The 20,618-nt window shown below is 41.0% G+C and carries 21 protein-coding genes; 8 read left to right on the plus strand and 13 right to left on the minus strand.

Features of this window, described 5'->3' with window-relative positions; all coding sequences use genetic code 11:
- Positions 1–3: 3 nt before the first annotated feature.
- From tolR to aspS, 13 genes are all read right to left on the minus strand, one after another.
- Positions 4–447 (minus strand): protein TolR, encoded by a 444-nt coding sequence (gene tolR / locus C9J40_RS01820; protein WP_105060582.1) that lies wholly within the window; start codon positions 445–447, stop codon positions 4–6.
- A gap of 3 nt (positions 448–450) precedes the next feature.
- Positions 451–1,140, minus strand: a complete 690-nt coding sequence (tolQ, locus tag C9J40_RS01825) for a protein TolQ (protein ID WP_105060583.1) — start codon at positions 1,138–1,140, stop codon at positions 451–453.
- Positions 1,141–1,545 (minus strand): tol-pal system-associated acyl-CoA thioesterase, encoded by a 405-nt coding sequence (ybgC, locus tag C9J40_RS01830; protein ID WP_107245541.1) that lies wholly within the window; start codon positions 1,543–1,545, stop codon positions 1,141–1,143.
- A 278-nt stretch (positions 1,546–1,823) separates the two neighbouring features.
- On the minus strand, positions 1,824–2,117 hold the full coding sequence (gene ybgE, locus C9J40_RS01835; RefSeq protein WP_107205626.1) for a cyd operon protein YbgE: 294 nt from the start codon (positions 2,115–2,117) through the stop codon (positions 1,824–1,826).
- A 1-nt stretch (position 2,118) separates the two neighbouring features.
- The gene (gene cydX / locus C9J40_RS01840; RefSeq protein ID WP_005370675.1) at positions 2,119–2,226 is read right to left on the minus strand and encodes a cytochrome bd-I oxidase subunit CydX; all 108 of its coding nucleotides are present in this window, start codon (positions 2,224–2,226) and stop codon (positions 2,119–2,121) included.
- 14 nt (positions 2,227–2,240) lie between these two features.
- Entirely contained in the window at positions 2,241–3,377 is a 1,137-nt protein-coding gene (gene cydB / locus C9J40_RS01845; RefSeq protein WP_107245543.1) for a cytochrome d ubiquinol oxidase subunit II, read from the minus strand.
- Positions 3,378–3,394: 17 nt separating this feature from the next.
- Positions 3,395–4,981, minus strand: a complete 1,587-nt coding sequence (cydA, locus tag C9J40_RS01850) for a cytochrome ubiquinol oxidase subunit I (protein ID WP_107205624.1) — start codon at positions 4,979–4,981, stop codon at positions 3,395–3,397.
- Positions 4,982–5,924: 943 nt separating this feature from the next.
- On the minus strand, positions 5,925–6,944 hold the full coding sequence (ruvB, locus tag C9J40_RS01855) for a Holliday junction branch migration DNA helicase RuvB (RefSeq protein WP_107205623.1): 1,020 nt from the start codon (positions 6,942–6,944) through the stop codon (positions 5,925–5,927).
- A gap of 29 nt (positions 6,945–6,973) precedes the next feature.
- Positions 6,974–7,597 carry a Holliday junction branch migration protein RuvA gene (gene ruvA / locus C9J40_RS01860; protein WP_107205622.1) on the minus strand — a complete coding sequence of 208 codons (624 nt, stop codon included), beginning with the start codon at positions 7,595–7,597 and terminating at the stop codon, positions 6,974–6,976.
- A 77-nt stretch (positions 7,598–7,674) separates the two neighbouring features.
- The gene (locus C9J40_RS01865; protein ID WP_107245545.1) at positions 7,675–9,129 is read right to left on the minus strand and encodes a methyl-accepting chemotaxis protein; all 1,455 of its coding nucleotides are present in this window, start codon (positions 9,127–9,129) and stop codon (positions 7,675–7,677) included.
- A 120-nt stretch (positions 9,130–9,249) separates the two neighbouring features.
- Positions 9,250–9,771, minus strand: coding sequence for a crossover junction endodeoxyribonuclease RuvC (gene ruvC, locus C9J40_RS01870; protein WP_005370662.1), 522 nt, complete (start codon positions 9,769–9,771; stop codon positions 9,250–9,252).
- A gap of 22 nt (positions 9,772–9,793) precedes the next feature.
- Complete coding sequence (locus C9J40_RS01875) at positions 9,794–10,540, minus strand: YebC/PmpR family DNA-binding transcriptional regulator (RefSeq protein WP_107245547.1); 747 nt, start codon at positions 10,538–10,540, stop codon at positions 9,794–9,796.
- A 204-nt stretch (positions 10,541–10,744) separates the two neighbouring features.
- Positions 10,745–12,535 (minus strand): aspartate--tRNA ligase, encoded by a 1,791-nt coding sequence (aspS, locus tag C9J40_RS01880; protein ID WP_107245548.1) that lies wholly within the window; start codon positions 12,533–12,535, stop codon positions 10,745–10,747.
- A gap of 320 nt (positions 12,536–12,855) precedes the next feature.
- On the opposite strand from aspS, the gene C9J40_RS01885 reads away from it, so the two are divergent.
- From C9J40_RS01885 to C9J40_RS01920, 8 genes are all read left to right on the plus strand, one after another.
- On the plus strand, positions 12,856–13,767 hold the full coding sequence (locus C9J40_RS01885) for a DUF72 domain-containing protein (protein ID WP_107245550.1): 912 nt from the start codon (positions 12,856–12,858) through the stop codon (positions 13,765–13,767).
- A 171-nt stretch (positions 13,768–13,938) separates the two neighbouring features.
- Complete coding sequence (gene cmoA / locus C9J40_RS01890) at positions 13,939–14,667, plus strand: carboxy-S-adenosyl-L-methionine synthase CmoA (protein WP_005370656.1); 729 nt, start codon at positions 13,939–13,941, stop codon at positions 14,665–14,667.
- A 15-nt stretch (positions 14,668–14,682) separates the two neighbouring features.
- The gene (gene cmoB, locus C9J40_RS01895) at positions 14,683–15,657 is read left to right on the plus strand and encodes a tRNA 5-methoxyuridine(34)/uridine 5-oxyacetic acid(34) synthase CmoB (RefSeq protein ID WP_107245551.1); all 975 of its coding nucleotides are present in this window, start codon (positions 14,683–14,685) and stop codon (positions 15,655–15,657) included.
- 86 nt (positions 15,658–15,743) lie between these two features.
- Positions 15,744–16,553 (plus strand): ATP-dependent zinc protease, encoded by an 810-nt coding sequence (locus tag C9J40_RS01900; protein WP_107245553.1) that lies wholly within the window; start codon positions 15,744–15,746, stop codon positions 16,551–16,553.
- Positions 16,554–16,567: 14 nt separating this feature from the next.
- Complete coding sequence (locus C9J40_RS01905) at positions 16,568–18,076, plus strand: inactive transglutaminase family protein (protein ID WP_107245555.1); 1,509 nt, start codon at positions 16,568–16,570, stop codon at positions 18,074–18,076.
- A gap of 3 nt (positions 18,077–18,079) precedes the next feature.
- A complete protein-coding gene (locus C9J40_RS01910) occupies positions 18,080–19,054 on the plus strand; it encodes an alpha-L-glutamate ligase-like protein (protein WP_105060595.1) in 975 nt (324 codons plus the stop codon).
- Between the two features lie 142 nt (positions 19,055–19,196).
- Positions 19,197–19,703 (plus strand): VC2046/SO_2500 family protein, encoded by a 507-nt coding sequence (locus C9J40_RS01915; protein ID WP_107205614.1) that lies wholly within the window; start codon positions 19,197–19,199, stop codon positions 19,701–19,703.
- Positions 19,704–19,883: 180 nt separating this feature from the next.
- Complete coding sequence (locus tag C9J40_RS01920) at positions 19,884–20,561, plus strand: SDR family NAD(P)-dependent oxidoreductase (RefSeq protein ID WP_107205613.1); 678 nt, start codon at positions 19,884–19,886, stop codon at positions 20,559–20,561.
- Positions 20,562–20,618 lie beyond the last annotated feature (57 nt).

Below are 20,618 nucleotides of genomic sequence, written 5' to 3' on the forward strand. Positions count from 1 at the left end.
ACCTTATTGCTCAAGAGGCTCAGTCATTAAGCCAACAGAGCCGACACCGGCTTGGTTTAAGGCGTCCAATGTTTCGATAATATGTGCATAAGGTGTACGACCATCACCACCTACCATCACTAACGTTTTAGGCTGCGCTGCCATTTGCGCTTTTACACGTGCAAGCACTTCTTGCAACGATAAGCCCCGTTGCATGTCAGCATTGTCGATACTGACACCAAGGTGGCCATCTTTATCGACTTCCACAATAATTGGCGGAATATCGCTATCTTTATTCATCTCTGCAACCGTTTCTGCCGTGGTGGTCTGTGGCAGATCCACATCCACACCTTGGCTAACGAACGGCGCTGTTACCATAAAGATAATAAGCAATACCAACATAACGTCGATATAGGGAACAACGTTAATTTCCGCTGTCATTTTGCGCTTTTTCGGTTGATAAGCCATTGCTTACTTCTCCTGATTAGCGGCAAATGCTTGACGGTGTAAAATACTTGAAAATTCTTCCATAAACGTTGCGTACGTATGTTCTAGCTTTGATACTTTATTGGTTAAACGGTTGTAGAACATTACAGCAGGAATCGCAGCAAATAAGCCCATCGCTGTTGCAATCAATGCTCCTGCGATACCAGGTGCAACGGTTGCTAATGTTGGCTGTTTCATCGCACCAAGAGCGATAAATGCAGTCATGATACCCAGTACCGTACCAAATAAGCCGATATACGGACTAATTGAACCCACCGTCGCTAAAAACGGTAGATTGGTTTCCAATTCATCAACTTCTTTTGACAGTGATACGCGCATAGCTCGACTTGTACCTTCCATCACCGCTTCTGGCACTTTATCGTTACTGCGGTGTAAACGTGCAAACTCTTTGAAACCTGAATAGAAAATTTGCTCAGATCCCGTTAGGTCATCTTTACGTGCTTGTACTTCTTTATACAACTGAGATAAATCAATACCTGACCAAAAACGATCTTCAAACTGTGCGGCTTTACGGCTAGCCTCTGACAATACTTGAGAACGCTTGATGATCATTGTCCATGATGCAATCGACATGCCTAATAAAATAAGCATAACCATAATTTCAAGCGCACCTGAATTTAGAATAATGTCTAAAACCGTCAACTCTGAGTTCACTTAATTTATCTCCAGCTTTAATTGTTCAGGAAGTGCAATAGGCTTCATCTGTGTCGGATCGACACAAGCAATTTTCACCAATACCTTACACAGCACTTCGTTGTTATTGTTTACTAATTCTTGGCTAAACTTGATTGAAGCTCGTCGTATATTTTGCACCACTGTATTGACCATTAACTGATCATCAAGTTTTGCACCACGAAGAAAATCAATCGTTAGGCTGCGCACAACAAAACTCATATTTAACGAAAATAGCTGTTGCTGATTTAGCCCAATTTTTCTCAAGTATTCTGTTCGTGCTCGCTCAAAAAACTTCAAATAGTTAGCGTGGTATACCACCCCACCAACATCGGTATCTTCATAGTAAATGGTTACTGGCCACTTAAAAACATTAAGTTGTGTCATTTTATTACCATTGAGTCGTGGCTATCATTCATATATGCAAAAATACATTGCTGCTACTATACATCAACTTAATATAACGTTGTTACTGAGTGATGCTTTCAAGTCGTTATTTTATATAAAATTAACGCTTACGTATCCATTCTGACAATCAAATCACATTTCTGTTCACATACCATGCGTAACAAGCGAAATGAATGCAATTCCTACCTAATATTTATAAAAAAACGGCTTACTACCACAGTAGTAAGCCGTTTGATTATTCTACAAATCGCCTTCTATTAAAAAAAGTACAATTTAAGAACATAAATTAATATCGGAAGTGCGATGATTGGCGAGAAAAATAACTGCCAATACCAGCGATGAGGCACAAAACTCATACCAAAAACCATGGCACTGCATGTTGCCCAAATCATCAACGGCGCAATTACAGGACCAAAGCCACCAATTGCATCAGCAAACTGGTGTGGTTCCCACATCACTAACCCTGCAACAGTCACTGCCATTGCAATCGCTAATAATTTTAGTGGCAACATCATCAATGGTGCATGTATTGCTTTTATCGCACGATCCATATTACTCACTGTCGTTATCCATGTTTTCGGTCGTTTCAAGCCATAACGCATTGACGATACCAAAAGAACAAGCCAGTAGAACACCTAAAATCCAAGCAAAATACCACATTGTTCGTCTACTCCTTAGTACAGTGAAGTTTTGTTGTCTTCGATATATTTAGTATCTAGACGACCAAACATTTTGTAGTAACACCATGAGGTGTAAGCCAAGATCACTGGAACCATAATAAAGGCAACTACAGTCATGATCTTCAATGTTAACTCAGAGGATGTTGCATCCCAAATAGTCAAGCTGATGTGTGGATCTAGGCTTGAAGGCATAATGAATGGGAATGTTGCAAAACCAAACGTTAATACCACACCTACCATAGTTAGGCTTGAGAATAAGAAAGCAAAACCTGCACGGTTAGCACGTGAACACAGCGCTGTCAGTAACGGCATCGCTACCGCAAGGATTGGTGCAATCCATAGTGCTGGGTAGTTTTCGTAGTTTATAAATAGTGCACCCACTTTGCGTACTACATCTTTCGTTGTTGGATCTGAAGGTGCATTTTTAATGATTTCAGATGTAATCACGTAGCCATTAACACCGTGAGCAACAAAACCAGCAATAACGAACACAACAGCCATTAGGATTGCAGAGCCTGCAGCAACCTTACGAGAACGCTCATGAATAGCATCTGTTGTTTTCATTTGTAGGAATGTTGCACCTTGAGTCACGATCATCAGTAAGCTCACCACACCACACAATAGTGCGAATGGATTTAGCAGACCGAAGAATGAACCCTTGTAGGTTGGGATCATGAACTCATTCAGTTCAAATGGTACACCCTGCATTAAGTTACCGAATGCCACACCGAAGATCACTGGTGGTACAAAACTACCGACGAAGATAGCTTTATCCCAAAGGCTACGCCATTTTGGATCTGTCAGCTTTGAACGGTAATCGAAACCAAGAGGACGAAGCCAAAGTGCAGCTAACGTCAGAATCATTGCAACGTAAAAACCAGAGAATACTGTTGCGTAAACTAGCGGCCATGCTGCAAACAATGCACCACCAGCGGTGATCAACCATACTTGGTTACCATCCCAGTGAGGTGCAATTGAGTTGATCATTACACGGCGTTCGTTATCCGTTTTACCAATGATATGAGATAGGATACCTACCCCCATATCGAAACCATCCGTGATTGCAAAACCGATGCATAGCACACCAATTAGTAACCACCAAATTAGTCGCAAGCTTTCATAATCAAACATTATTTGTTTCTCCCTGCTTACGCTTCAACCTGACGTGAAACCACATCTTGTTTTGTGTCATTTTGTTCGAAATGGTAGCGACCTGTTTTCAAGCTACTTGGACCAAGACGAGCGAATTTAACCATTAGGTAAACTTCAGCAACTAAGAATGCTGTGTATAGCGCTAGAATTGCCGCTAACGAGAACCATAGTTGTGACGGTTCAAGGTTAGATGCTGCCATATGAACAGGTAATATTTCACCTACTGCCCATGGTTGACGGCCGTATTCTGCAACGAACCAACCTGCTTCAATCGCAATCCAAGGTAGTGGAATACCAAATAGTGCAGCTTTAAGAACAAGCTTGTTACCAGTGATCTTATGACGACAAGACTGGATAAATGCAGCACCAATAATGGCGAACATTAAGAAACCAGCACCCACCATGATACGGAAGCTAAAGAATAGCGGCCATACTTGAGGGATTGAGTCATCTACTGCTTTTTGAATTTGTTCAGGTGTCGCATCAACAACTTTGTCGGTGTAAGGCTTAAGTAGTAAACCGTAACCTAAGTCTTTCTTCACTTCGTCGAAAGCTGCAATATTTTCAGGTGTCTTATCACCCGCGCGTAATTTCTCTAGAAGGCCGTATGCAACCATACCGTTACGAATACGTACTTCGTGCTCTTTCTTAAGATCACGGATACCCGTTACTTGTGTATCAAAAGAACGTGTTGCAATGATACCCATTAGGTACGGGATCTTAATTGCATAATCGGTTTCCATGGTTTCTTGATTAGGGAAACCAAACACAGTAAATGCCGCAGGTGCTGGCTCTGTGTGCCATTCCGCTTCAATTGCTGCTAATTTAGTTTTCTGAACGTCGCCTAGCTCGTAACCTGACTCATCACCAAGGATCATTACAGAAACGATAGATGCCATACCGAACGCTGCTGCGATTGCAAATGAACGACGCGCAAACGCAATATCACGACCTTTCAGCATGTAGTATGCACTAACACCTAGAATGAACATTGCACCACATACGTAGCCAGATGCTACAGTGTGAACAAACTTCACCTGTGCTACTGGGTTAAGCACTACGTCTGCAAAGCTCACCATTTCCATACGCATTGTTTCAAAGTTGAAATCAGCGCCGACTGGGTTTTGCATCCAACCGTTAGCAATAAGAATCCATAGTGCGGAGAAGTTTGAACCAAGAGCGACTAGCCAAGTGACAGCAAGGTGCTGGCGCTTAGATAGGCGATCCCAACCAAAGAAGAACATGCCGACTAGCGTTGATTCTAAGAAGAATGCCATTAGTGCTTCGATTGCCAATGGCGCACCGAAGATATCACCAACGTAGTGAGAGTAGTATGCCCAGTTTGTACCAAACTGGAACTCCATAGATAGGCCGGTAGCCACACCAAGAGCAAAGTTAATCGCGAAAAGCTTACCCCAGAACTTAGTCATGTCCTTGTAGATTTGCTTTCCGGTCATTACATAAACTGACTCCATAATGGCTAGTAAAAAAGCCATACCTAGAGTCAATGGAACGAACAAAAAGTGATACATCGCTGTTAGAGCGAACTGTAACCGCGATAGTTCGACGACATCAGTTAACATTGATAACTCCTTTATTCACCAGCTGACTGGTGACAGTACTAATATGTACCGATTATTGGGTTTAGCTTTGTATAGAGAACTTATTGCAATTTTGCCGACCTTCCTGATCACTTGCTTATAGTTGCAAGCATCCATATTGTGTTGCAATATTGTTTAAATAAATTTAAATATACGTAATTCTATAGCTAATTTAGTCGTCGGTAATATTACAGATATTAAATGCAATCTTCAAAGAGTTTATTACGCGTTTTGCTTTGACAAATATCAAGAAAAAATGAGCTTGATAGCCTGTACGCAGATATTTTTGATTTAGATCAATTTACAGAAGATTTTGATAGGAAGAATGAATTTGGAAGGAGTAAACAATGAATTATATTTGATCGTATTCTGAAATAATATTCCTTTTCCTATTCTTATTTAATCATGATAGTTAAATGAAGTGAATCATTTTTTGCTTTACTTTTGTTATAACTTAATAAAATTTATGAATAATCTAGAAAGATCATCAAACCACCTTCTAGACTGTCATTCGTTGTCTTGTAAGGTATCGTAAACACCGCTCAAATATCTAAACTTACGAATGTATAGATATCTAAGTTAAACATAACGTTTTTTATTTTTTACTAAATATCAGCCCGTTAATGTATAAAATTAAACCATCGATACAATAAAAATAAAACGTTCTGCTTTTGTGATATTGTCTTGTTTTATATTTCTCATTAGCTTTCACCTAATAAAAATGAAAACCATAATCATATTTTTGATAATAAAAAACAGATAAATATTACTTGAATCATGAGTAAATAGTAAAATTGATTTTTAAATAACTAACGTGATAAATAAACATCAAATCAAAATAACAATAAATTCACAATATAATAAAATTATTAAACAACAAAGCGTGACTTTAATCGCCACGCTTAATTTTTCTGATTTTTTTATTTTACTTCGTATTTTTAGGAAGATCTAAACCAAAATGGAGATATGCACGATGTGTCGCAATTCGGCCTCTTGGTGTCCGTTGTAAATAACCTTGCTGAATCAAATACGGTTCAAGTACATCTTCAATTGTATCTTTCTCTTCACCAATAGCTGCTGCTAAGTTATCTAAACCGACAGGGCCACCCATAAACTTTTCAATAATAGCTAATAGAAGTTTACGGTCCATATAATCAAAACCGCTGCTATCAACATCGAGCATGTCTAATGCTTTATTAGCGATATCAGGACAAATATGTCCGTTACCTTTTACTTCAGCGTAATCTCGCACACGCCGTAACAAACGATTAGCGATACGTGGCGTGCCACGAGCACGCATGGCCATTTCCATCGCGCCGCCTTCTTCCATTGATAGTCCTAAACATTTAGCACTTCGGCCTACAATGTCTTTGAGATCTTCTACTTTGTAATACTCAAGGCGTTGTGTAATACCAAAACGATCACGTAGAGGTGAAGTTAATGAGCCCGCTCGTGTCGTTGCACCTATTAAAGTAAAGGGTGGCAAATCAATTTTAATTGAGCGTGCGGCTGGGCCTTCACCTATCATAATATCTAATTGGTAATCTTCCATTGCAGGATAAAGTACTTCTTCAACCTGAGGACTTAGACGATGTATTTCATCAATAAACAACACATCGTTTTCTTCAAGGTTTGTAAGTAGCGCAGCCAAATCACCGGCTTTTTCAAGTACAGGGCCTGAGGTTGTACGAATACTTACCCCCATTTCATTCGCCACTATATTTGCAAGCGTTGTTTTACCCAATCCTGGAGGACCAAAGATCAATAAATGATCTAAGGCTTCATCACGCATCTTTGCCGCTTTAATAAATATTTCCATTTGATCACGAACATGATCCTGTCCTTGATAATCATCAAGTAATTTAGGTCGTATTGCGCGATCAATTATATCGTCTTCACGGGTTGTTTCGAAATTACCAGAAACCAGTCGATCAGCTTCAATCATATTTTAATGCCTATACCCAACTTACAGGGTTATACCATTGAGCGGAGTGCATCACGAATAATCGCTTCACTACTCATCTCTGGTTGTGTGACTTGAGAAACCACTTTCGCGGCAATTTGTGGTTTATAACCCAGTGCAACCAATGCACTCACCGCTTCATCTTCAGCGCGAGCTTGATTCGATGGATCTTGGATCGGAGCATTGGATGCCGCTGTATCAAGTGCTGGCGTAAATAAGTCACCTTCACCCCACCCTTTTAAGCGATCTTTCATTTCAACAACTAAACGTTCTGCTGTTTTCTTGCCGACTCCGGGGATTTTAACTAGCGTAGTCACATCTTCTAATTCAACGCTACGAACAAATTGACTTGCAGTCATAGCTGATAAAATTGCTAAGCCTAATTTAGGCCCAACACCGTTCGCTTTAATTACTTCACGGAATAACTCACGTTCATTTTTATTATTAAAGCCATACAGTAGTTGCGCATCTTCTCGTACCACAAAGTGAGTAAAGATAATGGCTTCTTGGCCGATCTGTGGTAACTCATAAAAACAGCTCATTGGCATCTGCACTTCATAACCAATCCCACCAACTTCAAGTAATACTTCAGGTGGCTGCTTTTCAATTACAATTCCGCGTAGTCGACCAATCAAAACATCATCTCTATAGTGAATTTAAACTGGCACTAGAATAGTAAAGAACTGGATAGACATCCAGTTCTTTATCGATTTTACGAAGAGTGAGAAACAACTTGATCAAGTTGTTGTGTTAAATGACGAACAGCAACCACTTGCTGATTTAATTCTGTACCATGTTGTGCAACTATTGCAGCCACACTTTGTGTATTTACCACACTATTAGCAACTTCACTGCTCGCTTCATCCAGCTCTTTTAATGCGGTTGATTGAGCTGCCATCAAACCCGATAACCCTTGTACATCTTGCGAAATCGTTGTGACTTGCTGAATGATATTATTCATCCGTTCAGTACTGGCGTTAATCACACCTTGACCGTGCCGTACTTCCTGCTCACTACGATCCAATAGATGGCGGATCTCAACGGCAGATTGACTACTTTTCGCCGAAAGCTCCCGTACTTGATCTGCTACAACCGCAAATCCCCTTCCCTGATCTCCAGCACGAGCCGCTTCTATCGAAGCATTTAGCGCAAGCAAATTGGTTTGTTCAGCAACAGAGGTGATTAAGTCCGCCACTTTCATAATCTCATCATGACTATTAATAATTTGGCTGATCGCTTGCGTTGAATCTTCTAAGTGCGCCGAACTTTTTTGCGCCAGCTCATAAACTACGTCGCTTTTTTCACGTAATTCCTCAACAAACTGACTTGAGCTCTCAACTCCAAGGACCATTTGGTGTACTTGATGGCTCATTTGTTCAGCAGCGCTGGCTTGTGATTCACTATTAATATTCAGTTCATTGACTTGGCTATCTAGCTGAGACGATTGATTCGCTAAGCTATAAGATACTTGCTTTAATTGTTCAGAATTATTATTCGCTTGAAGTAATACATCAGATAGACGTAATTCTCCTTCAGTTGCTTTACTGGCCTCTGATTCACTTTTTAGCTTAGCTTTCTCGGCACGATTAATTGCTATATCACGTTGTTTCGCCGTAAAAGCTAATGCAATACCAATGACAATCAATGGCAATACGGTTCCAGACCAAACCTCAATTTGCTGTGCTGTATGAGATAAAGAAAGCTGTGGAAATGAAACACCCTGCATATGTTGGTATGTCATGTAAGCCGAAACACAAATGATCAAGCTACTCCAAAGAATAGCCATCGCGCGCGTTGCCGAGAGGAAGAAAGAGACAACTAACAAAGGCACCCAATAAGTCTGCGTTGAATCAACCACACCACCACTTTGATAAATAATATTCAGCGCGTGGATTGCCATACCAATAAAACCTAAATTTAAAGATATTAAAGGCTGCTGAAGCCAACGCAGGCTCGAAATAGCAAGGAGTTCTAATACAATCAATATGACAGAAGTAAAAACAAGATTATCATGACCATGGTTTGACCATTTAATCAAACTATAGATACCAACGAGAAAAGCGATAAAAGTAAATAAGGAAAGGATATCGGCTTGGCGTTGTTGTGCTGTTGTCCATTGAGGTTGGCGCGGCATAAATATACTGCGCCATAAAGTGGCAGGGTTCATGATCACTTCCTTACTTATTATCGTTAGACCTCTGACCACTATAGATTGTTAACATTTCTATAACAAATATCTTAATAAATATATGCCTTAAGTGTCTCATCTTTAATAATAGTAAGCTTATTAACGATAACGCCCCTTTCGTGCTCCCGTCGCTTTCCCTGCCATTGCCACTAAGGTTTTATAGGTATGCGCGTGACAAATCGCAACAGCTAAAGCATCAGCAGCATCAGCTTGAGGCTTACCTGCTAGCTTTAATACGGAACAAACCATATGTTGTACTTGCGCTTTATCTGCCCCACCGTTTCCGACTACCGCCTGTTTGATCAATCGCGCGGCATATTCACTGACCGGCAAATCTGCATTTACCGCTGCAACAATTGCACTGCCTCGCGCCTGACCTAATTTAATCGCAGAGCTGGCATTTTTGCCCATGAACACTTCTTCAATGGCAAAAAAATCAGGCTGAAATTGCGTGATCACTTCAGACACGCCTGCATAGATTTGCTTTAATCGTCCAGGAATACCAGGCTCTGAGGTGCGAATACAGCCGCTTCCTAAATACTCTAAATTACGTCCAACCTGACGAATTACCCCGTACCCCGTAATACGAGAGCCGGGGTCTATACCTAAAATTATCGACATTTTTCACTACTATTAGTAGCAATTATTCAAGCGTAGCTGCTACTTCATCTGACATGTCACCGTTATGGTAGACTTCTTGAATGTCATCCAAATCTTCTAATGCATCAATTAAGCGTAATAGTTTAGGTGCTGTTGTTGCATCTAACTCAGCCTTCGTTGATGGCACTAAGGTTACTTCTGCATTTTCTGCTGTAAAACCTGCGGCATCTAATGCATCTTTCACGCTACCGAAATCGGCAGGTGTCGTGTAAACATCGATTGAACCATCGTCATTAGTTTCAATATCGTCAGCGCCAGACTCTAACGCGACTTCCATAACAGCATCTTCATCTAACCCCGCCGCATAAGAAATCACGCCTTTTTTATCAAAAAGGTAACCTACGCTGCCATCCGTGCCAAGATTCCCCCCCGCTTTAGAGAAAGCATGACGTACGCCAGATACTGTTCGATTACGGTTATCCGTTAAACACTCAACCATTACCGCCGTACCCGCAGGACCGTAACCTTCATAAATGACAGTTTCTACGCCTTCGTCACCTTCACCACCAGCACCACGTGTTACTGCACGGTTGATAGTATCTCGAGTCATGTTATTTGATAGTGCTTTATCAATGGCAGCACGTAATCGAGGATTATTCTCAGGCTCACTGCCACCTTCTTTAGCGGCTACAGTAATCTCACGAATTAACTTAGTAAAAATTTTACCGCGTTTAGCATCTTGAGCTGCTTTACGATGTTTTATATTGGCAAATTTACTGTGTCCAGCCATGTTATCTCCAATCCGGCAATGTTAATTTTTTTGCTTGCATGAAAACATAAACCAAATAAGAGGTTAAAGCGAACAAAACACTTTTACCAAATAAGATGGACAGCAGAAAGGAATCAACAAAAGACAAAAAAGCCGATATCTTATAGGCGTTCACTAAAAAGTGGCAAATAAGTCATCGGCTTTTATTACAGCAAATTAATCAGATCACTCTGCGTCTTTTGCTTCTTCGTCTTTCTTAGCAATTTTAACGGCAATAGATAATTCTTCTAGTGCTGCTGGGTTTGCTAGGCTTGGCGCGTCAGTTAATAGACATGCTGCTGCCGTTGTTTTAGGGAACGCGATAACATCACGGATATTATCTGTACCACAAAGAAGCATTACAAGACGGTCAAGACCAAACGCAAGACCTGCGTGTGGTGGCGTACCGAATTTCAGAGCGTCAAGTAGGAAACCAAACTTCAAACGTTGCTCATCAGCAGAGATACCTAAGATATCAAATACTGTTGATTGCATAGCAGAGTTATGGATACGTACTGAACCACCGCCCACTTCATAACCATTGATTACCATATCGTACGCATTTGATAGCGCTGCTGCAGGGTTAGCCGCTAGCTCTTCTGGTGTTAGGTTTAATGGTGATGTGAATGGGTGGTGCATTGCAGATAGTGAACCATCTTCGTTCTCTTCGAACATTGGGAAATCAACAACCCAAAGTGGTTTCCATGCTGACTTGTCTGTTAGACCTAGATCTTCACCTAGTTTCAGACGAAGTGCGCCCATCGCTTCTGTTACAACACGTTTGCTGTCTGCACCGAATAGAATGATGTCGCCAGATTCTGCTTGAGTGCGCTCAAGAAGATTAGCAACCACTTCTTCGTTAAGGAACTTAGCAACAGGAGATTGAACACCTTCAAAACCTGCAGCGCGATCGTTAACTTTCATCCATGCTAGGCCTTTCGCGCCATAGATACCCACGAACTTAGTGTATTCGTCGATTTGCTTACGGCTTAGCTCAGCACCACCTGGTACACGGATAACCGCTACACGACCTTTTTCATCGTTAGCAGGGCCTGAGAATACTTTGAAATCAACATCTTTAACGATGTCTGCAACATCAACTAACTCAAGTGGGTTACGTAGATCTGGCTTATCAGAACCGAAACGACGCGCGGCTTCTTCGAAAGACATGATTGGGAATGTGCCTAGATCTACGTTTAGTAGCTCTTTCCACATTTCAGTGATCATCTTTTCAGTTACAGCACGCACTTCTTCAGCTGTCATGAAAGACGTTTCGATATCGATCTGAGTAAATTCAGGCTGACGATCAGCACGTAAGTCTTCATCACGGAAACACTTAACGATTTGGTAGTAACGGTCAAAACCAGACATCATTAGCAGCTGTTTAAATAGCTGTGGTGATTGTGGTAATGCGTAGAAATTACCTTTGTGAACACGGCTTGGTACTAGGTAGTCACGCGCGCCTTCTGGCGTTGCTTTTGTTAGTACTGGTGTTTCAATATCAAGGAATGCATTGTCATCTAAGAAACGACGAACGAAGCTTGATGCTTTTGCACGTAGCTTAATACGATCGCTCATTTCTGGGCGACGAAGATCTAAGTAACGGTACTTTAGACGCTGCTCTTCAGAGTTCTTTTGGTTGAAATCAAGCGGTAACGCGTCAGAACGGTTAATGATTTCAAGGCCAGTTGCATAAACCTCAACTTCACCTGTTGCCATGTCTTTATTACATTGGCTTTCAGGACGCTCACGCACTTCACCCGTTAGACGAATACAAAACTCGTTACGTAATTGGTTTGCTAGTGTGAAGATCTCAGTCATATCAGGATCAATAACAACCTGAACCACACCTTCGCGATCACGCATATCAATAAAGATAAGGCCGCCTAAATCACGACGACGGTTTACCCAGCCGCATAAATCGACTGTTTGTCCTGCAAGGGACTTGTTCAGGTGTCCACAATAATGGGTGCGCATAAGAAATTCCCAATCTATATACTTTACATTCCTGCGTTTAGTGTCGATAACGCTAAACGTCAGGCGAATTCAATCCCGACCGCTTGCTGTCTAATTTATCGTCTAAATTGGATAGCAAGAAGGCCAAGAGGCAAAAATAACGAGGCATTATACCCAAACAGCCTCAATAAGCGAAGTGATCCGACGGTAATTCATCACCAATTCGTTATGACGACTTTAAAGTCTTATTATGACCAAATATCTACGGCGATTTAGACTTTTACAAACAAAATCACGTAAGATAAACCATCACTCTCAACTTAATAAACCCAAGTATTATTATGTCTTCACCTTCTGATTTATCTTTACCGTTATATCTTGGGTTATCTCAATGGTCACACAATCATTGGCAGCAAAGCATATACGGTAAAGGCTTTAAAAATGGTGACCGTTTAGCTCGCTATGCTGAGGTATTTCATACTGTCGAGGGAAATACCACTTTTTACGCTATTCCGAGCATGACGACGGTAAAAAATTGGAACGGTGCGACACCTGACAGTGGATTTAAATTTACCTTTAAAATCCCACAAACCATCACCCACCAGCAGCAATTACGTCATAGTAATCAGAGCCTTGTTGACTTTTTAAATACCATGTCTCCGGTAGAAGAAAAAACGGGCGTATGGATGATTCAGTTGCCTGCGAGGTTTAGTCCTCACGATTTACCCTTGCTCGATGCCTTTTTAGATCAGTTTCCACGCCACTTTACTACAGGTGTCGAAGTTCGCCATCCTGCGTTCTTTGCCAAAGGCGAAGAGGAAAAAGCACTTAATCGAATGCTGTTAGAAAAAGGCAGTAACCGCATTATTATGGATAGCCGTCCCGTATTTTCAGCCATAGCGAATACAGAGGCGGTAATTGATGCACAAAAGAAGAAACCTCGCGTGCCTGTTCATGCAATCGCAACCGCTGATAACCCTGTGATCCGCTTTATTGGTCATCCTGATGATGCATGTAACGATCCTTTTTTTAAAAACTGGCTACAACGACTGCCTTTATGGATCAAAGAAGGTAAAACGCCCTATCTCTTTATTCATACCCCAGACAATAACGCTGCGCCTGAATCAGCCCGTCGGCTTTATAATGTGTTACGCGATCACCTTATCAGCGAAAAAAACACTCTTTCGCCACTCCCCGAACTTGCTATGCCCAGTGCTACTGAAATAAGTACGCCACAAATCTCTTTGCTATAACGCAAATAATCAATCAAAGAACAAATCAGAAATCATTAAAGACAAATGCTGCTATTTTCTCTACAATACGCGACCTTTCAAAGGTGATGGATCGCCTGAGTATCAGCAAAGTTTGATGCTCAATACGTACAATGGATCCCTGTTCTTTATATATTATGAGGTTCGTGAGAAATGGCAGGCCACGACAATATTTTTGCTGCGCCAATTGAAAAACTCGGTGATTTTACGTTCGATGAGCGTGTTGCTGAAGTCTTCCCTGATATGATCCAACGCTCTGTGCCGGGTTACAGTAATATCATCTCAGCAATTGGCATGTTAGCTGAGCGCTTTGCCAAGCCTCATTCTAAAGTTTTTGATCTTGGTTGCTCTTTAGGGGCAGCCACTCTTTCTATGCGTCGCCATATTCAGCAAGAAGGTTGCGAAATATTAGCAATTGATAATTCTGCTGCTATGGTTGAACGATGCCGATTATTAGTGGACGCATATCGCTCTGACACACCAGTGCAAGTACTTGAAGCTGATATCCGTGATGTTGATATTCATGACGCTTCGGTCGTGGTGTTAAATTTCACTCTCCAATTCCTTGTACCTGAAGATCGCCAAGCATTATTAGAAAAAATCTATGCTGGCTTACGCCCTGGCGGTATTTTAATTTTGTCGGAGAAATATATTTTCGATGACGAACGTGCCAATGAGTTATTGATTGATTTACACCACGATTTTAAACGAGCGAATGGTTATAGCGAGCTAGAGATCAGCCAAAAACGGAGCGCAATAGAAAATGTGATGCGCCCTGACAGTATTGAAACCCACAAAACACGTTTCAAGAAAATCGGCTTTTCTAGTTCTGAAGTATGGTTCCAGTGCTTCAATTTCGGCTCAATGTTTGCGATTAAATAAGGTTTTTTGTTCCATATGTTTAGTTTTTCTGATTTTTATCAGCTTCTTGCCCAGCATGAAACATTACGTCCATGGCTAAATACTCTACCTAAACAATTAAGTGATTGGGAAAATAGAGAGCACGGTGATATGGCTCGTTGGGTTCGCGCATTGCAAAAGTTCCCAACCGATAAACCCGATATTATTGATTTAAAAAATGAAGTCAGTGTTCGTAATGAAGTCCCGATTGCCGATGGTGAGAAAAAACGTTTAGAAAGTCTATTACGTTTGCTTCACCCTTGGCGTAAAGGCCCATTCACCATGCACGATATTCATATCGATACTGAATGGCGCTCAGATTGGAAATGGGATCGTGTACTGCCTCACATTACACCACTAAAAGGCCGTAGCGTATTAGATGTAGGCTGTGGTAATGGCTATCATATATGGCGCATGTTGGGTGAAGGTGCAAAGCTTACCGTCGGTATCGACCCATCAAGCTTATTTTTAATTCAATTTGAAGCCATTAAGCGATTAATGGGCAACGATGATCGCGCATTCTTATTACCATTAGGTATTGAAGATCTGCCGGAATTAAAAGCATTTGATACGGTATTTAGTATGGGGGTCCTGTACCACCGTCGTTCACCACTCGATCATATCATTCAATTAAAGAATCAACTGCGTAAAGGCGGTGAAGTCATTCTAGAAACATTGGTGATTGATGGTGATGAAAATGCGGTATTGGTTCCAACTCACCGCTACGCCCAAATGCACAATGTTTATTTCTTCCCATCAGCAAAAGCATTAAAAGTGTGGATGGAAAAATGTGGCTTTGTTGATGTGCGTATTGTTGATGAGAATATAACAACAACAGATGAGCAAAGAACGACAGATTGGATGACAAATAATTCCCTTCCGGAATATTTAGATCCAGAAAATCCGTCAAAAACTATCGAAGGATATCCAGCACCAAAACGTGCGGTTTTAATAGCCCGCAATCCTGACTAGTAACTGACACTGGGATGCTGTTCGCATCCCTTTTTGTAAGGTAAACTACGGTCGACATTAGAAAATAGACGCACATAGGAGATATGATGCTTCGCTTCAGCGTACCATTAATCACAATTGCAATACTGACAGGGTGTTCAAACACGCAGCCTCAAGATCATCAAGAAACCTTGGCAGCGATCAGCAACGTAGAACAGAATATTAATTCTCAATTAGATACTGTTTCTACCCGAATGGATTCACAACAGCAATATATTACCGAACTCGAAAGTAAATTAGCGTCTATATCTAAAGATCTAAAGTTTATTAAGCAAAAAAGCCTAGAAAAGCCTAAAGTTATTGTTGAAAAACAAATTGTTCGAGTGCCTGTTGAGCCTAAAATTGAAGATAATCCAACCCAAGCCAATGGTAAAGCTATCCTTGGTCAGGAAGAATGGGTTTGGCTTGATTCGGTTAAATCATTCTTTAAAGCACGTGTCGATACAGGTGCAACCACCTCTTCTTTAAATGCTGTTGATGTACAAACTTTTGAACGAGATGGAAAAGAATGGGTACGTTTTAACCTGAGTCATGATTCAGCAGAAGATACACCAGAAGAAAAAGCACAAAACGATAAAGCAACACCTGAAACTATCGAAGCACCTATTCTGCGTTGGGTTCGTATCCGTCAATCAACTTCAGAAGATGCGGTACGTCGCCCTGTAATTGAAGCTTGGATCACGCTTGGCAATTTACATGAAAAAGCGCAATTCACGCTTGCAGATCGAACTAAGATGGATTTCCCTGTTTTATTAGGTCGTGAGTTCTTTAAAGACATTGCACTCGTTGATGTGGGTAAAGAATTTGTTCAAGGAAAAACTGAGCCAAAACCAGAGCCAGTTAGTGCTAATAAATAAATGATGAGGATGTCATGACGTCTAGAGTACCTTTTTATATCCTTATTTCACTGCTTATTATTGCAGGTTTAGGGCTGAGCATGTATCGCCACGATGTCTACGGTGTGCCGTGGACACCAGGCGAAGAGCGTGCAGTGTGGGAAGTTGAAGCACGTGTTCAATTCGATGCTGTTGGTGATCCTGTACAAGTTAAAATGGCCACGCCTGAAACACAGGAAGGCTTTACCTTAATTGATGAAAGTACGTCGTCTCCTCCTGGCTACTCTGTACTTATTCATGATACGAAAGAAGGTCACCAAGCTGACTGGGCTACGCGTACCGCAATGGGTAAGCAAGTGCTTTACTACAAAACTCAGCTTCTTGTTGATGATCAAGCACAGTACAAAGAGATCCCACCGAAAGGTGAACCTGCAGCGGTTAGTTTAAGTAACCCACAACAAACAGCAGCAACAGCACTGTTAACACAGGCGCGTAATTTATCTGCGAACAACACCACGTTTACCCGTGAACTTATTCGCCAATTACAAGATAAACAAAACCAAAACGCATCTGTATTACTTGATTCTATGAGTCTGCAAGAAGCAATTACGAATTTACTTTCACTTGAAGGTATTCATTCGCGTATTGTTAGCGGTTTAAAACTTGAAGATGGTCGTCGTCGCCAAACAGTGATGCCGATGGTTGAAGTGTGGGATAACAATAGTTGGAAGCTCTTCAACCTTACCACTGGTGAAGAAGGCAAACCATCTGATGTAATGATTTGGAACCAACAAGGCAGTGCGATGCTAGATGTTGTTGGTGGTCGAAATTCTAATATTAGTTTTTCTATCATTGCCCAAGACATCACACCACAGCGCGCTACGCAAGAGAAGATTAAAGCCGAAGATTTATTAAACTTCTCAATCCACTCATTACCACTCGAAGAACAAGCAATGTTTAAAACTATTATGCTTGTTCCGATTGGTGCACTAATTGTGGTATTCCTTCGCGTTATTATTGGCTTGAAAACCTCTGGTACTTTCATGCCGGTATTAATCGCGGTTGCGTTTGTCCAAACACAATTATTAACGGGTATTGTCGGTTTCTTATTAATTGTTGGTACAGGTTTAATTATTCGAAGTTATTTATCGAAGTTGAACTTACTCTTAGTCTCGCGAATATCCGCGGTGATTATTACCGTAATATTGATCATTTCAATATTCACGGTTGTCGCCTTTAAGATTGGTCTTATTGAAGGTCTAACAATTACCTTCTTCCCAATGATCATCTTGTCATGGACTATCGAACGTATGTCGATTCTATGGGAAGAAGAAGGGGCGAAAGAAGTCTTCGTACAAGGTGGTGGTTCACTACTCACTGCGATCCTTGTGTACCTTGCAATGACGAACCCTATGATCCGTCACCTAACATTTAACTTCATTGGTGTGCAGTTCATCATTCTAGCTGCCATCCTAATGCTAGGTAACTACACAGGTTATCGTTTAAGTGAACTTCGTCGTTTTAAGCCGCTAACTGAGGATTAATCGATGAATTTACTTGCACGTTTTACTTCACCAAACAAGCTGAAAGAACGTGGCATCATGGGGATGAACAAGCGTAATCATAGCTACATTGGTCGCTATAATGATCGCAGCCTTTATCCTCTTGTTGATGATAAATTAAAAACAAAATTTATCGCCCAACAAGCTGGTGCAACCGTTCCTGATTTGATCGGTGTTATCGATAGCCAAGGCTCAGTAAAAAAAATCCACGATATGGTAAAAGATTGGCCTGGATTTGTGATTAAGCCCGCACAAGGCTCGGGCGGTAAAGGCATTTTAGTTATTGTTAAGCACAAAGACGGTATTTATGTAAAACCGTCTGGTGCTGAAATCAATAAACAAGATGTTGAACGTCATATTACCAATACCCTCGCGGGACTATTCTCGTTGGGTGGTAAAAATGATGTCGCCATGGTCGAAAACTTGATCCAATTTGATAATGTTTTTGATGGCTTTAGTTTTGAAGGTGTACCTGATGTTCGTGTCATCGTATTTAAAGGCTATCCTGTGATGGCGATGATGCGTTGTTCGACCTCTGCGTCCGATGGCAAAGCAAACTTGCACCAAGGTGCTGTCGGTGTCGGGATTGATATCGCGTCAGGTAAAGCGGTACGAGCAGTTCAATTTAATCAGCCAATTGAACACCACCCAGATACTGATCGTTTACTCAGCGAGCTTCAAGTACCTAATTGGAACAAGCTACTAACGCTTGCTGCGAGTGCTTGGGAAATGACAGGCTTAGGCTACATGGGTACAGATATGGTGTTAGACAAAGTGAAAGGCCCTATGGTGCTAGAGCTCAATGCTCGACCAGGATTGGCCATTCAAATTGCAAATGGTTGTGGTTTACTCCCTCGCCTTCGCCATATTGAAAATATCGGTACTTCTGCACATACGCCAACACCTGAAGAGCGTGTCGCTTATGCTGCTCACCAGTTCGGTGTCAAACCTAAGTTTTAATCTTCTCGGTTAATACCTTTTGAAAGCCCTGTCGTGTTATCACGACAGGGCTTTTTTATTTTTATTAATAATATAAAAAATTAAAGCTCTTGGCATTGATGTCGATATAAAGACTATCACTATGATTAAGGCTTACTTTTCCATGCAACACATTTCTTTAGATAATATGCTGATCAATGAGATCCAGCTCGGTACAGGACTCAACCAAGCGGTTGAATCTGGTCGTCGTGCTGATTTCTCATTAATGCTTGCATTGCTATCTTCTGAATTAATGGAAAACACACCGCAAGATAACGAGCCTGAGCAGATTCAAACAGAGCAACAACTACGTGCTTATTTTGAGCTACCTTTTCCTCAACCGCTGACCACATCAAAACATTGTTACCAACGCTCTGCGGATCAGGCAAAAGCTTTCCATGAATCAGGTATTGCGAGTACCCGTTTACTACACGGCCTGCAACCCACAGCGTTAACGTTCCCAGCAGAGAACACTAAAGGATTACCTGAAGATATCTTTCACAACCTTTCAGTACACGAACGTCGCAAGCTTCCACCAGAAGAGCCTCGTCCTATCTCGGCATCACCAAAAAACTTATATGCTTCGCTTATTCATGCAAAGCGAACTTCTGAGCTTTATCACGCCGCTTAATATTCATATAACTATCTGCCAACCCAGCAATGATACCCAATAGGTATCTTTGTGAGCGCAATCAAACATTGTCACATCCAATTATTCTATTGTGAAAGCGCTAACTAATATGGTTCTTAACTACTTTTGGTCTGATCAGTTAATGCCATATTAACATGATAATTTTGGGATGATACTACTATGCTTATTGATCAATCTGTAATAGTCATCACTGCTGCAGGTACTCTCATCGGTAAAGCCATAGCTCTTCATTTTGCATCATTAGGGGCAAAACTTGCGCTCGTTGATAATGACATCCAAAATTTAGAGGCAACACAGAATGCTTGTTCTCAATTCTCTCGTCATATCAACATCTTTCATTTAAAAAACACCCAACCGCATTCAATTAAACAAGTCTTTACCAATATTCAGCGCCAACTAGGTACATTTAATGTCTTACTCAATACATGGCCAAAATGTACGAATACACCAAGTATTCTTGAGCCCAATGCAATTAATAAATTCAATGATGTAATGTGTAACAACGCAACCACTTTTTTTAGCGTTGGACAAATAGCAGCAACAATGATGCAAGACAACAAACAACCTGCTGTTATTATTAATTTAGCCTTACAACCATCTCACCATCACGCTCACCTTTCCGATACTAGTAAATCAGTAATACAAGGCTTAACTTTTGGCTGGTCTAAAGAATTATCTTCTTTGAATATCCGAGTGGGTGCCATTATTCCAATTACTTCAGATAATCAGACAATGCTCCATACACGATTACAAGTAGAAATAGTCAGTTGCACGGAATACATTATTACTAATGATTCCTTCAATGGCAGGATACTTGAAGCAGAGTGTTTGATATAACCATCTATAAGATATAAAAAAGCCCGCTAAGTTAGCGGGCTTTTTTTCAATCAACGC

The sequence above is a fragment of the Photobacterium sp. GB-72 genome, from assembly GCF_003026095.1.
In the GTDB taxonomy this organism is placed as follows: Bacteria; Pseudomonadota; Gammaproteobacteria; order Enterobacterales; family Vibrionaceae; genus Photobacterium.